Source organism: Prosthecobacter sp., from assembly GCF_014879935.1.
In the GTDB taxonomy this organism is placed as follows: domain Bacteria; phylum Verrucomicrobiota; class Verrucomicrobiia; order Verrucomicrobiales; family Verrucomicrobiaceae; genus Prosthecobacter.
Genome location: NZ_JACSRD010000222.1, coordinates 34,067 through 50,074 on the forward strand (window position 1 = coordinate 34,067; position 16,008 = coordinate 50,074).

Annotated in this window: 13 protein-coding genes; 2 read left to right on the forward strand and 11 right to left on the reverse strand. The window is 59.8% G+C overall.

Going from position 1 to position 16,008, the window contains the following annotated elements; genetic code table 11:
* Positions 1-24: 24 nt before the first annotated feature.
* From IAE77_RS25715 to rfbA, 10 genes are all read right to left on the reverse strand, one after another.
* The gene (locus IAE77_RS25715; RefSeq protein ID WP_294232919.1) at positions 25-2,754 is read right to left on the reverse strand and encodes a hypothetical protein; all 2,730 of its coding nucleotides are present in this window, start codon (positions 2,752-2,754) and stop codon (positions 25-27) included.
* A gap of 157 nt (positions 2,755-2,911) precedes the next feature.
* Positions 2,912-3,865 carry a glycosyltransferase gene (locus tag IAE77_RS25720; RefSeq protein WP_294233031.1) on the reverse strand — a complete coding sequence of 318 codons (954 nt, stop codon included), beginning with the start codon at positions 3,863-3,865 and terminating at the stop codon, positions 2,912-2,914.
* 51 nt (positions 3,866-3,916) lie between these two features.
* Entirely contained in the window at positions 3,917-4,507 is a 591-nt protein-coding gene (locus IAE77_RS25725) for a class I SAM-dependent methyltransferase (RefSeq protein WP_294232922.1), read from the reverse strand.
* A 76-nt stretch (positions 4,508-4,583) separates the two neighbouring features.
* Entirely contained in the window at positions 4,584-5,825 is a 1,242-nt protein-coding gene (locus IAE77_RS25730; protein ID WP_294232927.1) for a glycosyltransferase family 4 protein, read from the reverse strand.
* Positions 5,826-5,904: 79 nt separating this feature from the next.
* A complete protein-coding gene (locus IAE77_RS25735; protein WP_294232930.1) occupies positions 5,905-6,588 on the reverse strand; it encodes an FkbM family methyltransferase in 684 nt (227 codons plus the stop codon).
* On the reverse strand, positions 6,585-8,135 hold the full coding sequence (locus IAE77_RS25740; protein WP_294232932.1) for a polysaccharide biosynthesis C-terminal domain-containing protein: 1,551 nt from the start codon (positions 8,133-8,135) through the stop codon (positions 6,585-6,587). Before IAE77_RS25740 ends, IAE77_RS25735 begins: the two co-directional genes overlap by 4 nt.
* A 94-nt stretch (positions 8,136-8,229) precedes the next feature.
* Entirely contained in the window at positions 8,230-8,880 is a 651-nt protein-coding gene (locus IAE77_RS25745; RefSeq protein WP_294232935.1) for a hypothetical protein, read from the reverse strand.
* A gap of 26 nt (positions 8,881-8,906) precedes the next feature.
* Positions 8,907-9,917, reverse strand: coding sequence for a dTDP-glucose 4,6-dehydratase (gene rfbB, locus IAE77_RS25750; RefSeq protein WP_294232939.1), 1,011 nt, complete (start codon positions 9,915-9,917; stop codon positions 8,907-8,909).
* A gap of 5 nt (positions 9,918-9,922) precedes the next feature.
* The gene (locus tag IAE77_RS25755) at positions 9,923-10,882 is read right to left on the reverse strand and encodes a sugar nucleotide-binding protein (protein ID WP_294232942.1); all 960 of its coding nucleotides are present in this window, start codon (positions 10,880-10,882) and stop codon (positions 9,923-9,925) included.
* The gene (gene rfbA / locus IAE77_RS25760; protein WP_294232945.1) at positions 10,879-11,769 is read right to left on the reverse strand and encodes a glucose-1-phosphate thymidylyltransferase RfbA; all 891 of its coding nucleotides are present in this window, start codon (positions 11,767-11,769) and stop codon (positions 10,879-10,881) included. Before rfbA ends, IAE77_RS25755 begins: the two co-directional genes overlap by 4 nt.
* A gap of 329 nt (positions 11,770-12,098) precedes the next feature.
* Here rfbA and IAE77_RS25765 point away from each other — a divergent pair, with 329 nt between their 5' ends.
* On the forward strand, positions 12,099-13,781 hold the full coding sequence (locus IAE77_RS25765) for an SUMF1/EgtB/PvdO family nonheme iron enzyme (protein WP_294232947.1): 1,683 nt from the start codon (positions 12,099-12,101) through the stop codon (positions 13,779-13,781).
* Positions 13,782-13,796: 15 nt separating this feature from the next.
* Complete coding sequence (locus IAE77_RS25770; RefSeq protein ID WP_294232950.1) at positions 13,797-15,560, forward strand: hypothetical protein; 1,764 nt, start codon at positions 13,797-13,799, stop codon at positions 15,558-15,560.
* 5 nt (positions 15,561-15,565) lie between these two features.
* Here the strand turns inward: IAE77_RS25770 and IAE77_RS25775 are convergent, their stop codons facing one another.
* Positions 15,566-15,946 (reverse strand): Rid family detoxifying hydrolase, encoded by a 381-nt coding sequence (locus IAE77_RS25775; protein ID WP_294232953.1) that lies wholly within the window; start codon positions 15,944-15,946, stop codon positions 15,566-15,568.
* Between the last annotated feature and the right edge of the window lie 62 nt (positions 15,947-16,008).

Sequence of the window (16,008 nt, forward strand, 5' to 3'; positions counted from 1 at the left end):
CGGTAAAAAAGGGGAGCCAAGCACTCAGGGCTGGACAACCCTAAGTCGTACAAAACCACGGACGCCGGAAGGAGGTGTGATCACGGCCCGCATCTCCTGCACAGCGGGTTCGGTCGCAATCACCTGCTGAGCACCGGCAGGCACGGCGTCCCACTGGACCAGGTTTTCGCTGAACTGCAGCTCGACCGACAAATCACCGGCCCAGGGGGAGCGCTGATAATGGACATTCATTACCGGAGCCGCCGGGGTGGTCTTATCAAGACTGATGAGCGGCGCAGCAGCAGATGCCAGTTCATCGGCATGCAGGCCAAGGGCGTACTTGACGAGGTTGGGCACGCCGTCTCCGAGATAACTGGCGGAGGCCCCCACCAAAGCGGGGTAGGCCATCTGCGCCGGCGTGAAATTTTCCGCCTGCCACAAGGCATAGCTTGTTGGGTAAGCCTCATAGGCGCCGATGTCATTGCGCTTGCGGAACGTGGCACCGCTGTAGTCGGTTAGCGTGGCAAGGTTCAGCCCAGCATTGATCAGCGGACTGCCCGGCCCCGGGGCAAGACCGTTCAAGGTCATGCTGGCAGATTGAAAGCTGCTTGCGTCAAAGCCCAGTGCTTGCCATTCAGCGAGGCTCCGGTTCTGCGCCGAAGTGCCATCATGATATTGGTATACCAGAGCGTTCCCTCCCAGAGAATAGGCATTGTGGCTCATCTGCAGCTGGTCCGTGCTTCTGAAATTGCTGAACACATTCGCCCACACAGGGGTGGCGGGCATGAGCACAAGATTGTTCCGGAAGACGAAATTCAGAGGCTGTTCCCGAGTGAACAGTGACGCCTGAGGCACGCCTCCCTGGATGCCGGTGATCTGGCGCGCATCAAAGGTGCAGCCTTGAAGGTCCAGCGCGCCTCCAGCGGGGTTCCTGCGAAGCTCTCCTTGAACGACATGGATGCAGTTGCGTTCGGTCAAAGACCATCCTGGAACCCCGACGTTCATTCCCCGGAAAAAACATTGCTCCGCCACGACCTCAGCCCCCATCCAAACCGATCCGCACCGCGTGCGTTGAAGTTCCACCCGCTTCACGGCTTCGCCTTCGATACCGCCGTTGCCGAAATCGCAGTCGAAAAACTCAAATCGCTTGAATTGAGGCTGCTGCCCCCCTCCCATATTATGCGCATAAAAAACCGGATAGGCCAGACTCATGACACCTTCGGTCGAGCCGATCAGTCCGGCATTTGCTACGGTACGGCATCTGTGGTAGCGATGGATGATCCCCAAGTCTGCGTCCTGGTGGTTGTAAGACACCCACGCAGTTTGGTATCCAGCCGGAGGATAGGGCGAGGCCTGCTCCGCCTGCACATCTTCGATGAGCACGTCGTCCGCAACGTCACCCACGGTGATGCCAATAATATGTTTGGCTCCATAGTAAAGATAGCAATGCTTGATGACAGCCTTACCGGGAGGCATCGAGCCGCCGAGACAATAGTTTCCCAACGGATCGTTGGTGACCCAGTCTGCGAGGCAAGTCTTGCCGGCATGGATGTCCTGCAAGTTCATGTCGCGCGCGTTTATAACCACCGCTGCGCCTTCCGTGAACTTGTAGCTGCGCTCATAGCGTTTGCCATCGGTTCGTGGATCGGTGCTTCCAAAGGGGTGGACATAGAGCAAGGTGCCATCTGTCCAGAACGACCCGGGGACGGAGGATAACTGCGCCGCAACGGCGGCGAAGCTGGTGCCCACTGGATGGTTCATGAACTTATCATCCTCCCATAGCACAGCGCTTGCCTGCGTGTCAGCACACGAATAGACGTGGGGCGTGCCTGTCGCCTGCCAGACGCCCGGCTGCAGGCTGCGGTAGCTTTTGATGCGTATCCACTCCTGGCCGGACGCAGCCCGAACATTGAGCCCCGGTGTACGCAGGTTCAGGGCGACCCCATTGAGATCAAGCGGCTGGCCGCCGGTGTTGATGACCAACGTGTCGCCTGTGGCATAGCCCGGGGCCGGCAGCATGCCCGTCTCTAGGCTCTCCTCATTGATTTTAGCGGCGGTCTTCCAGGCAGTCAGCGGCGTGGTGCCGTCAGCCAGATCGTTGCCTGACTCGGGGTCACAGAACCAAGTACGGCCGGTGGCGGGTTCAATGAGGTCAGTGGGATAAACAATATCCGAAAAATCGGCCTCATCGAAGGTGTAAACAGCAGGTGCGCCCATACGGCCTTTTACCAAAGGACCAAAGGCCCAGCTCCCAGCGATGACCTGCGCCATGTCAGTCATGCCGATGGGACTGTCGTTGATGGCTCCCCAGGATTGCATGGCCCCACCGGGATACTTACAGTAGTAGCGGACATCGGCGTTGGAATCAGGTCTTATATGAACCGCCACGCCAATGAAGACCCAACGACTGGTCCATTCCATGTTGCTTGGCATAAACGTGGTGTATGGACTCCAAGAAATGGCAGCGCCAAGCTGGCCATTCACTATGGAAACCGAGGGAGATAAGCCTCCATTAACATTGCAGATGCCAATCAAGTCCGTACGCTGGCCCAATACTTCTTTGATTAAGAACCAGCCACACGCAAAGATCTTCTTGTGCGTGTTGGGAAACAGGTAGCGACCTATCGCATGCCCATTTGAATACCGAATGTCCGCACTTGCGGCAGGCCCGCCGGCTAGGTGTGGTCCGCCAGGCCGCGGCATCAGATTGCCCTCCACCTGGGCGAAGTTGACCCCAGGGGAGTCGGCCGTCAGGCTGACCGGCGTGTCAAACATCTCGCGCCCAAGGAGCTCCATAGCCCCCCGAGAGGGCGAGGGATGCAAACACAGCACGCAGGCGGCCAGACGAACTAAATTGAAGGTCCGGGCTGAAATAGCAGAACTCAAATTGAGACAACGAAGAAACATGAACAAGCAGCAGCAGCGCATCACCTCACTTTGACACTTTGCAGGAGTCCTTGATCAAAGATGACGAAGCCGCCTCGGTGTCGTGAGACCTCGGACCGAAGACTTTGTCCAGCTCTTCCGGGCCGAACAAAGGATGGCGCGCCAGACGCATCCAAGCAAGATAGATGCGCCATGAAATGGGGGCTCGTGCCTTCCATGAGGTGGACGCCCCTTTGAGCGCGCCCCACCACCATTGCGGTTCAAGGAACACCCAGGAGACGCCTTCCCGGCAGGCGTGGCAAAATTGTCTGTAGAGCCGGAACAGCGAGACTAAGGGCAACCAAGGCCAGGGGCAGCGCATCCAAACGCTCCACAGCTCGTTGCGCGCATTGAGATGATGCGTGCGCAGGCTGTTACGGTTCGTTGGTGAGAAATGATGTCGAATCACCAAGCTCGGCTCGAACCAGACGGCACTACCTTGGCTGTAGGCTTGCAAGGCGTAGTCAGGCTCCTCGTAGGCATGCACAAAGAAGGCCGGAAACCCAGGGGCTTTCAAATAGTCGTCCCGCCGCATGGCAGCCGCTCCGTTCGGATAGGCAGACACGTAGTGCCCCGGTGACTGATTCGATTTGTTGGCCGGGAGATAGACACCGCCGTCCCGAAGTTCTGGGAAGGTCATTACTGCTACTTCCGGATGCCGGGCGAAAACTTCCCGCAGCCGTTCTACAAAGTCATCGTCCAACGGGTAGCTGTCGTCATCCAGACTCAGCACAAGCTCGCCTTTTGCCTGACGCAGCATGTGGTCACGGGCGGGGATGGAGCCCTCGCCGGGATCAATCACCCAGAGCCGACAATGAGGGAATTCCTGGCGGACCATCTGCGCGGTACCGTCGGTGCAACCGTCCGCTGTCACGAGGATCTCGTCGGCAGCCGGTTCCAGCCGTCCAAGCCGCTCTAGCGTCCGCCGCAAGTCAGCGACTCGATCGCGGGAAGTGATCATCACGGAGACGGTCATTAGAGTTTTTGAGGATTTTAGGGCCAACTAAGATTATTACTCACCAAGGGAGGCACTCCGTGTCGCTTTCAGGACCATCGTCATCCACAGCCATGGAATACGACCGGCACCTCGAAACGAGATGTCCTGAAAACCTGTTTCAATCAAGAGTTGCGTCAAAGTTTTCCTACTCCAAAGCTTGATGTGTCCACCATCCCACAACGGGTTCGCATGAAAGTCCCATTTCCCCAGCAAGGAAAGTGACAGATTCTTCAGATAACCGTGGTAGGGCGTCGAACAGATCAGATGCCCGCCCGGCTTCAGGGCGCTCCAGCAGCCTTTCGCCCAGGATCGCGGAGCATAGACGTGCTCCACAACCTCAGTGCTGATGACCAGATCGAAGGGGGCCTCATCGAGGCGTTCGAGAATCCGGTCATCGGCCTCCATGAGTTCGAAACGTCCCTGCGGATGCGCTCTGCGGGCTTGAGCAATGCCTTCCACGCTGAGATCAATGCCGACCACCTGGCAGCCCCGACGCAACATTTCGCCGCAGATAGCCCCGTTTCCGCAACCAACGTCCAGCACACGCGTGCCGGGTGGGATGGGAGCGGCCAACTCCAGAACCTTCGGCATCAGGTGCCGGAACATGTGCGAGCCTGTCGCGTCCTTGTAGCCGAAGTCCTTGTATTGAAAGCTCGTGACCATGTCAGTTTCCATTTTGAGTTCAGACCTTGGCTGAAGCTGCTGGCTGGCCGCTCTTGTGGATGTCCCGCAAGGTGGAGGTGAGCAGCCGGGCATTTGCTTCGGTGGTGAATTGATGTGCGCGAACTTTTGCCGCTTCCGACATCTGGGTCCTCAGCGGCCGGTCATTGATGATCGTGTGAATCGCGTCCGCCAGTCGCTCCGAGTCACTTGGATAGACCACCAGGCCGCTCACGCCATGCTCCACCACCTCACCGCAGTAGGGGGAGCAAATGACCGGGATGCCAGCCGCCATCGCCTCCAGCATGACCATGCCAAACGCGTCGGAAAGAGTGGGGAAGACGAGGACATCTGCATCCGCATACAGGCGGTTGACCTCCATCCGCGGCACCCGGCCCAGGAACTTCACCTGAGAACAGGCAGGATGCTGCCGGACGCGTTCCGTCACCTCACCTGCGGCAATAAATTCAGGGGAAACGCTGCCCGGGAGTTTGGCTACAATCTCTGAAGCCAGCGCCAGGCAGTGGATGCCTTTGACGAGCGTGCAACTCCCGACGAACAGCACCCGGCCAGGCACCGGTCGGTTTTCGATATCGAAGAACTCCTGCCCGATCCCATAAGGAACGATGTGGATACGGCTGGCATCGAAGAGCCCTTCGTTGACAATGTCATTTTTGACCCCCTGAGCAGGAACAAGCAAATGGTCGGAGTAGTCTCTTAAAGCAAGCCCCTCCTCCGTCGATTCCTCGACATTCGCGTAGGGCATGACCTCCTCCCATTCCGGGAACTGGAGGTACTCCTCCTGATGCACCCGCCAGAGCGATGGACGCACATAAAACTCCGTGACCACGGTGAGCCCCCGTGACTTGGCCCTTGCCAGGAAGTGGGTGGACCAGCCCAGGGAGGAGTAAATCATGTTGGCGCCACAGTCACCCGCCAGCGTCATCGCCAGTCCCAGAGTGCGTGACTGTGGTGTGAAGGTCGTGCCCGAATTGAGCAGGTGATCCGTGGCGGTCGCCAAGGGAAAAGAGTGTGTGAAGGGAAGGACCGACTGAGGAACGCTTCTATTTTTCAGCAACCGCGCTTTGGAGCCCAAACTTGAGAGCCAAGAGAGGCACCTCCCCAGGCCCTCATTCCCGCACGCGTCTGTGTAAAAACCTGCAAGCATCCCTGCACCAGCCAAAGCTTGCGGAACCGCATAATTGTGGCGCGCGCCGTTCTGGACCACGAGGACGCGGCAATCTTTTGCGTGCGTGTCTGCCATAATGATAAGGCTCTGCACACGGCAGGATCCCTGTTATAAAGCCAAATTTTGTCTCCCTTACACGGATTGCCTTATGCGATTAAGCAGAACGAAGTTTTACCAACCACTTAGCAATGTGCTGCACGAAAAATCGATCTAGGAACGTCAAATGAAGGTGTCGGGAATTTACAAACAGAACGTCGCCGTGGGTTCGGAAAGCGAAATTGGCGCAAATGAAGCCCAGGGATTCGAGGCGGGCGCGGGCAAGTTCATAGAAACGTTGCCCTTGGAATTCGGGAACAAAATCGTGGAACTCAACGGTGACTTGGCGAATGTCAGACAAGATATGGTCTGGCGTCTGATCCAGCAGCGCAAACTCGGCACCTTCAACGTCAAGTTTCAATACATCAATCCGGTTCAAATTGAAACGGCGACGCAAGGTGCCGAGCGAAATCACCTCAACAGGAGTGGTAGGATAATGCACATCAAATGACCGACTGTTTATGCTCCCCCCCTCGGGATTCTCTCGAAACACGAAGGATGCCTCACCATCTACAGCCCCGAGGGCTGCGTGGACCACTTCACCGCCAGGTGGTGCCGCCAAGCGCCCGGCCAGAACTGGGTTAGCCTCAATTAATACGCAGCGTCCCCCACACATATCGTGGACGATTTGGCTAAACTGTCCGGCATGTGCGCCGGCGTCCACGATTACGGACTGGGCATCTAGTGGGGTGATCCAAAGGGCGTGACCACGGATGCGACGCAGTTGACTTAGGGTGATCATGTTTCAACAGGCGTACGTCGGCACCATTGCCAGAAACGTTCCCTATGAGACCGCTCCAATACCAGCCACCAAAGTCCCATGACAAAACACAATGCTGTGATTAGGACCGTAATCGCCAACTGAACCCTTGGCATTCCTTCGCCGACTTGATTCTGAAAGAGGGCGACAAGAAGTGCAGCTGGCGTAGTGAAGGCGACACAGGGAAGAACCGCGTCCCGCAGGAATTGGGACTTTGAAAAGCGCAGCCGAGTGAGTCCCCGCCATGGCACATACCAATGGTTGGTGACGAGCAAGGCGAACAGAGTGCCAAACGCTACGCCCAAGAGGCCAAACCGCGCAGCGAGGTTGACAGACAGGACGATCTTCACCAGACCTGCAGCAAGAGAAGAGAACGGGAAGGCCTCATCACCGGTTGCCCTGGTGGCGCAGGCGATGATATAGCACTGAGTTTCAAGCGTCTCAGTGATCAGAAAAGCGATGAGCAGAGGCAAGCCGACGAAATGTCCCGGCCCCAGCCATATGTCAAACAACGATTTGCCGGCAAAGCACAAGACCGTTGAACTTCCTAGCATTACCAGCCAACCAAGCCTAATGTTACGCAGGAGCAAGCGATGCACTTGTGCAAACTTCTGCTCCTGCCAAAGGTGACTCACAAACACGCTCGAGGCGGCACCAAAAGTGATTGCCACAATGGTAAGGTTGTGAACTAACACCCACGCTGCCCGGTAGGAAGGAAGTTCTGCTGCGCCCTCAAGTGAAGCGATCACAAACTGATCTGTGTAGAGAATCAAAGATCCACCCACTGCCGTCACCCATGCACGCAGGGCGAGGGGGCACATGTGACGAAAAGCGTCTGCCTGCCACGTGCCCTTGAGATGGAATAGCTCCGGCCGATTACGGCGGGCGAACGCAAAAAAGACAAAGCGTTGTGCCAACGCGCCCGCCACGGCGATAATGGCCAGACTGACGAGCCCGCCTCCGAGGAGGGCGGCGATGATTTGACCGACGAGGGTAAGGGCGTTGACAAACGAGTTTAGCAGGGCATCCCAGCCGACGTAGCCAACACCTTGCAGTAGACACGTCCAGGGGGTTGCCCAGATATTTAAGGCAAAACTAACGCACAGGATCGTCCAGGCGCTCCAGACGGAGACGGCGGGCACATCAATGAGCGTGAGGGTGCGCAGGTAGAAAGCTCCCAAGGTGAAGGCCAGGAGCAGCGAGACGACGGAAAGCACGCGATAGATTCGACAGCCAGTGGATAGCAGGTCGGCGATCTCCTGCAGAGTACTAGCGGTGAGGCGTGTGTTCGGATCGGAACCGCTTTTGCCTTTGGCAAATGCGATATGACGCGTCAACGTCACCCCAAAGCCGAGGTCGAGAATGCCGAATGAAGCCCAAGTTTGTCCGAGCAGCAACCACACACCCAGTTCCTCCTTGGGAAGTGTGCGAAAGAGCACAGGCAGCAGAACGAGTCCAAGAAGGATCGTTACGCCACGACTAAACCAACTGGCGGTTGCGCCGAAGAAAATGCTACGAGTGGCAGACATCTATCTGGAAGCGCTCACTAGTGCCTCAGAAAACCGTTTGGGCTGTTTCGTGGCAAAAGATAATTACCAGGAAAATATACCAAATTGGCTATGCTTAACCGGATGTGCAGGCGGAATGCGGCTTCCAATACACATCCGTTTGGCCCGTGCCCCGGGCGCAGGGGATCAATCCGCTGAACACTTTCCGGTCCCAGCCCGCCAGGAGCTTGGGTGCGTCGGCAAAGGCGGGCCAGTCGGCATTGTCCAGCACAATGAACCCACCGGCATTCACGAAAGGCATGGCACGTCGGATGCACTCAACGCGGGAGATTTCTCCCGGGCCATCGACGAGCACCAAATCCCAGCAGGCAGGATCTTCGACCGCCTGGAGGTAGGCCGTAGCCGCTGCCTCGCCTGCGGACGGGTGAGCCATCAGCCGCAATTCGAGCTGTCCGGAGGTTCCGCTGGACTTGGAGCGAGACCTCAGGCCCTCTGCCCAGCCGGAATCGGTTTCGATCGTGGTCACACGGCAGCCCCGATCGAGGAAATACAACGTGGAGCCGCCGCCGCCCCACTCGAGCACGCGCATGCCGGGACGCACGACCTTTCCCAGATGATCCACAGCCCCCCAGGTCAGCCACGGAATCCGCCGGTCGAGCATGTCTTTCCGCACCAGCCGGTCAGACAGCCACCGGGGCGCATGCCTGTAGTCACGGAAGAGATGATAAAGCAACCGGAGACCGTTGACTAGTTTCGCAGGGATCATGTTTTTCTTCTTCGAGGCGATTGCCCTCACAAGGTCTGTGTCAGATACCACGTCACTGTCTCGCGAATGCCAGACTCAAAGCTGTGAGCTGGTTTCCAGCCCAGCTCACGGTCAATTTTGGATGCATCGATGGCATAGCGGCGGTCGTGCCCGGGGCGATCGGTGACGAAGGTGATGAGGTTGCGGGAATCGCCTCCCAGTTCCGGCTTCAACTCATCAATGAGGTCGCAAATCTGCTGCACGAGGTCGAGGTTGGCCTTTTCGTTGCAGCCACCGATGTTGTAGGTCTCACCGTCTTTCCCGGTGGTCAGCACCGTCCACAGAGCCTCGCAGTGGTCGCCCACATGAAGCCAGTCACGCACGTTCATGCCATCGCCGTAAACAGGAACCGGTTTGCGGGCGAGAATGCTCTGGATGACGACCGGAATGAGTTTTTCCGGGAACTGACGCGGCCCGTAGTTGTTCGAGCAATTCGTGATGACCGCCGCCAGACCGTAGGTGTGGTGGTAGGCACGCACCAGCAGGTCGCTGGAGGCCTTGGAGGCGGAGTAAGGTGAATTGGGCGCGTAGGGCGTGGTTTCGGTGAAGAAGCCGGTTTCGCCGAGCGAGCCGAAAACCTCATCCGTGCTGACGTGGTGAAAGCGGGGCTTCAATGTCGAATGACGAATGTCGAATGACGAATCCAACCAGTGAGCGCGGCAGGCTTCGAGCAGGTGGAAGGTGCCGTTGATGTTTGTGGTGATGAAATCCGCCGGACCGGAGATGCTGCGATCAACATGCGATTCCGCCGCCAGGTGCATGACATGAGTGATGTCGTGTTCACGGACAACCCGGATGACCTCGCCCTTGTCCCGCAGATCGACCTTTTCGAACACGTAACGAGGATGAATACCGTGAATGCCATCGAGGTTCTCAAGCCGGCCGGCATACGTGAGGCAGTCGAGATTGACCAGTTTCGCGATGCCGCCCTTGTCAATGACTTGGCGAACAAGGTTGGAGCCGATGAAGCCCGCGCCTCCGGTGATGAGAAGATTCATTTCAGTCAAAGGTCCGGGCGTCCGGTGGTCCAACGGTCGAGGGCATCTTCCACCGCATCCATCACCGGTCGCATGCGCACGCCGGCGGCGAGCAGCTTCGAGGAGTCCAGGACGCAATTGGACCGCAAAGCCACGGCGGCATGGCGGTAGAACTCCTCGTCACCTTCCCAAAAAGCGAACGGCCGCGAAAGCTTCCAGACCCGCTGCATGCAGGCGATGACCTGACGGGTGGTGACAAATCCAGGATTGGTGATGTTGTAGATGCCTGGCGCGGCCTGCCGCTCCCACAAGTCAATGCAAGCACGCACGAAGTCGCCCCGGTGGGAGAGCGAGTTGACGTTGTCGTAAACCCGCTCGTAGCGCAGCAGTTTGGAAAGGTAATTGGCAGGTCCCGGCACTTCGTCGAACGGCATGCGCAGGCGCCAGACGTACACGCCGGGAGCGCCAGCGAGGCTTTCCTCCGCAAGCGCCTTGGTGCCGCTGTAAAAGCTGCACGGAGGCTCCCTGAAACTGAAGTTCGGCACATCTTCCTCCCGGTAACCAGCCACGCACTCAGGCCGCTCGTCCACAAGACAGCGCAGGTGCGGAAGAGCGAGGTTCTTTTCCACACGGAAGCAGCCGTCCTCCAAGATGCGGCCGCCTGAGTACACACAACCGGACGAAACATGCGCCCAGGGCACTCCGGCGGTCTCGCAGGCATTCGCGACGACCTGCGGAAACACCACGTTGGCCAACAGCACATCAGCGCGTTTTGTCTCACAAGCATCGACGTTGGGTTTGCCGGTGTAACCGGCCGCATTGATCAAAAACCGGGGCTTTTCGCGGCGGAGAAAACGGGTGAGCGCGGCGAACGAGGTGTAGTCCAGCTCCGACCGGGAAAGAACCCGAAATGCAAGTCCCCGGCGCTCCAGTTCGGCCGCAAATGCGCTGCTGACATGCCCGTTTCCACCGAGAACCGCAATCATTCCGGCCGCCCTTGTGGCAGCCAGTGCGATTGTTCGATCACACTTCTGAGATAGCTGCTGTATTCACATTCCGGCATGGCGCTGACCACGCTCTCAAACTGGTCCCGGCTGAGAAACTTGCGATGCAACGCAGCCTCCTCCGGACACCCAAGCTTCACGCCCTGGCGTTTCTCAATCGTCTGAACATAGGCGGAGGCCTCGTGAAGACTGGAACTGGTCCCGGCATCGAGCCACGCAGTGCCACGACTGAGGCGCTGCACGCGCAAGGTGCCGCGACGGAGGTATTCCTTGTTCACGTCGGTGATTTCCAGCTCGCCACGATCCGACGGCTTCAACTCGCGGGCGATGGCGACAACGTCGTTGTCGTAGAGATACACACCGGGCACGGCGTAGTTGCCGCGCGGCACCTTTGGCTTTTCCTCCAACGACATCACGTGTCCCTCCGCATCAAACTCGACCACCCCATAGCGCTCGGGGTCGTTCACATGGTAAGCGAAGATGGTCGCGCCCGATTTGAAATCGGCAACGGCGCGTGGGAAGGCGTCGCCACCAAAAAAGAGGTTGTCGCCGAGGATCAAGGTGACGGGATCACTGCCGATGAAGCTTTCGGCGATCAAAAAAGCCTGCGCGATGCCTTCGGGCCTGGCCTGCTCGCGATACTCGATGGAGATGCCCCAGCGTTTTCCATCGCCGAGAAGCTGCTGAAAGCGCGGGATGTCCTGCGGAGTCGAGATGAGGCAGAACTCGCGAATGCCCGAGGCGATGAGCACCGTGAGCGGATAATACACCATCGGCTTGTCATACACCGGCTGAAGCTGCTTCGAGGCAACCTGCGTCAGCGGGTAAAGGCGGGAACCTGCTCCGCCTGCAAGGATGATGCCTTTCACAGTGTGTTAGATGCCAAAAACCAACCCGCCTGGAACCGGAATCCAGAGCCAGAAGGCTTCACATCTGCCTGCCGGACAAGCTGCCGCCATCGGTCGCATCCACGTGCGGCCGGGAGTGGATGCCGGGGCTGGAGCGGCATTTTCAAGAAAAAGAGCGCGACTGTACCATGCTCATTTACAGCGCAAAGCATAAAGTCACCGGGTGCGTTAACTCTTTGACACGATCCCGGGCTGGCCTGTCAAACTTCGCCGGAACACATTGCCGGTCAGACCTGCTCCAACGCTTTTTTTAGATGAACTCCCCCCGCATTCCATGTAGCAAATCCGCCATGCAATCCTTCATGTCAGGTTTGGGTGTCCTGGTTCTCACGCTGGCCGCCGCTTCAGCCGTCCGGGCGCAGGTGATCGCCCCCGCCGGCGACGCCGCTCCGGTCCCGCCCCACACCAGCAGCCTCGGCACACGTTTTGTCAGCGTTCCGGGCACCACGGTGATGTTTGCGATCTGGGAGACACGGCTGTCCGAGTGGACCGAGTTTTTGCGCCAGCGGAAGCACCCCTGGTCCTACCAGACGCACTTCCAGCAGACGCCCGAGCATCCCGTCGTGGGCGTGAATCTCCAGGACGCCGTGGCCTTCTGCAACTGGCTGACCGAAACCGAGCGCGCGAAGCAAGTGATCGACAGCTCCCAGGCCTATCGCCTGCCCACGCCGGACGAGTGGGACGCCGCCGTCGGACTGGCCCGCGGACGAAAAAAACTGGGCCTCACGGCCGAGGAGCACCTGCAGGATGACCGCATCTATCCGTGGGGCCAGGAATGGCCGCCGCCTGACAAGGCGGGCAACTTCGCCGATGGCGAGATTCCAGGTTACAAAGATGGTTATCCCTACACCTCGCCCGTGGGCAGTTTCAGCCCGTCGAAAGAAGGCCTGTTCGACCTCGCTGGCAATGTCTGGGAGTGGACACAGCCGGCGGAGATCCGCGCCCAGCCGACGGGCATCCTGCGTGGCGGCTCCTGGGCCTACTTCCGCGCGGAATGCCTCACGTCCGCCTACCAATACGTCGTGCCGGTCGATCTACGTGCGCCGACCACCGGCTTCCGCTGTGTGTTTGATGACAAGCGCCGCACCGCCAGCCTGCTGGCCGCCACGGCCGCCGCCGACAAACAGGCGGTGGAGGAACGCATGAAAGCCATGGCGGAAAGCCGCAAGGTGGACAGCTCCGCCATCGAGGAACTGCGCAAAAAGATGCAGGGCAAAGGAGGCGACGACGCCCTGCCCGATGCCGCCAGCCTGAAACCGGCCGCGGCCGATGGCAGCACCTTCCTGAACGCCCTGGGCATGCGTTTTGTGCCGCTGGACGAGAAGAGCCCGCTGCTGATCTGCGCCACTGAGACCAGCGTGCGCGACTTCGAGGCCTGGCTGCGGGACACTGGCAGGTCGTGGCCGAGCCGGCCGTCCTTCCTGCTCGGTGGAAATCACCCGGCTGCCAGTGTCTCCTGGGAGGATGCCACCGCTTTCTGCGCCTGGCTGACGGAGCGTGACCGTGCCAGCAAGCTCATTCCGGCCAACGCCAGCTACCGTCTCCCCCGGGACACTGAATGGAGTACTGCCGCAGGCTTGAAGTCCGAGCAGGGGGCCGATCCCGCCGCACGTCATCTCGGCGACAAGTCCCATTATCCGTGGACGCCGAAAGCCGGTGACTGGAAGCCGCCGACTCTGGCCGTGAACCTCGACGCCACCAAGATCCCAGGCACGGCGGACAGCTACTCCTACACCGCTCCGGTCAACAGCTCGACGCCGAACGCCCTCGGACTGCATGAGATGGGCGGAAACGTCTCGGAATGGTGCGTGGACGCCTGGCCCGGTGCTCCCGAGGAACGGGTGATCCGTGGTGGAAGCTGGCTGGCCTTTGACAAGGACGCGCTGCTCACCTCCGCCCGCAGCCACGCTCTGAAAAACTCCTCCCGCGCCGACCTCGGGTTCCGTTGTGTCCTCGATCTGGGCACGCTATGACCTGACCTACAAGCGATGACCTCCGCGTCGCCAGACGACTCCAGCAACGCCACGCAACAGACGCGGCGGGAGGCCCGATGGCTGCTGTTGTTTGCCCTGGCGATGATGGGCGGCGGCCTGGGCGTCTGGCTGGCTTTTCCGCACGTGGCGCCGGCCGTGAAAGGCTGGCTCGGCCGCCGTCACGTGCCAGCGGCCCACGAAGCGATGCAAAAGCGGGACTGGCCTGCGGCGGCGGCGGCTCTGCGTGCTGCCCGGCGCTGGGCTCCTGATGATCCCGCCGTCATCCACGCCAGCATTGATGTCATGGTGGCCGCGAATGGCGATCCACGCGCCATCATTTCGCTCGTCCGCCAGTTGCGGGACAATGGTGAGGCGACCTCCGAGGATCTCGCTCTGCTGGGCCGGCTGCATGTCATTTCCGGCCAGTCAGGTGAAGGACGCGCGATTTATGAGGCCTTGCCAGCGGCAGATCGCAGCCGGCCTGAGGCTCTCCGTTTGCAGGCATCACTCCTCGCTGCGGAAGGAAAAAAGGATGATGCCATGGAAGTCCGTCGGGCCGCCATGCTGGCGGACCTGGAGCGTGATCCTGTGATCCTTCTCCGTCTGGCCGCGATTGATCTGACCAGTGCAGATCCGGCCCGGCGCGATGACATCCGCGCACGCCTCTGGAAGGCGGCCCGTGAAACGGGTGATCTGGCGCTCCCTGCCATCGATCTCATCGCCGGCACGAAGGACCTCACCGCACCGCAAGCGGGCGAACTCCTCAAGCTCATCGATTCGCACCCGGACCAGGCAGAAAAGAAAATTCCCGGCCGGCTGAACGTGCTCTCCGCCCAGATGCGCGTCAGCCCTCACCTGCGCACCGACATTCTCCAGCAGGAACTCACTCGTTGGGCACATCGTTCCCCCGCAGAGGCGGAGCCCCTGGTGAACTGGCTGGCCGCCGAGCGCGAACACGCACGCCTCCTCCGTCTCGTCCCTGCGGCGACCGCTGCCCGCCACACCGGACTGCTTCCGGGCTACGTCACCGCCCTGCGTGGCGAAAAACGCTGGGACGAGCTGGACCGCCTTCTCAAACCGGGAAAAATCGATGCCGCCTTCCCCGTGCAGAAAATCCGTCTGTGGCGGGCCGAGGCACGGTGGCACCTGGATGGAGGCGATGCCTCCCAGGCCCGTCAAAGTCTCTCACAGGTGCTGGAGGACTCCGGACGCGGAGAAAACGCGGAAGAAGCCCTCGAAGCAGGCGGCCTCGCGGAAAGCCTTCATCTTTGGGACCTGGCGCAGCGCTGCTACCAGGCGGTCGTCACCCGCCACTCGCGGCTCCGGCCCTCGCTGCTGCCCAAACTTTATGAACTGGCCGAATTCCAGCACGATGGCGCGGCCATGCTTCAGGCCTGCACGGCCATGCTGGAGTTTCAGCCGGACAGCGCTGCCTTCCAATTGCAGCAGCTTTACCTCCAGATGGTCATCGGCAGTGAGATCGAGCTGGCCGCGCAGCGCCTGCAGAAGCTGGCTCTCACCGGCCCGGCGGAGCGCACCGATTTCATCCATCTGCTCCATGCCCTCGCCGCCTATCGCCAGGGCCACGCTGACGACATGCTCGCGGCCATGCCCAAAATCACCCGGCCTGAAAACCTCCCGCCCGGCCAGCGCACCGTGTACGCCGCCTTGCTGAAGCTTTCCAAGGGCGATGCAGGCCGCGTTTTCCGATTGATCGAACGCGTCCCGCCCGTGCTGCTGCTGCCGGAGGAAAAAACCTTCCTGCAACGTGCGCTGTAAGGTGCTCAGTCGAGCGCCACGATCACTTCGATCTCCACCAGCGCCCCCAGCGGCAATCCAGCCACCGCCACGGTCGAACGCGCCGGTTTGTGGCCCTCAAACGCCGCGTCGTAGAGCGGATTCACCTTCGGAAAATCCGCCATCGAGGTCAGGAAGACCGTCGCCTTCACCACATCGCTCATCTTCCGCCCCTGCGACTCCAGCAGCGCACGAATGTTCGCCAGCACCTGCGTCGCCTGCCCTTCCACGTCAGTCGCCTCAATCTTCCCCGCCGCCGGATCGATCGGAATCTGGCCGGAGCAAAACAGAAAACCGCCCTGCTTCACAGCTTGCGAATAAGGTCCGACCGCAGCGGGCACATTGGGAGCATTGTTGATGAGTTCCATGGACGGACTGTGATAACGAACGACCGGGACGATTCAACTCCCGATGCCAAGCAGAGCAGAAA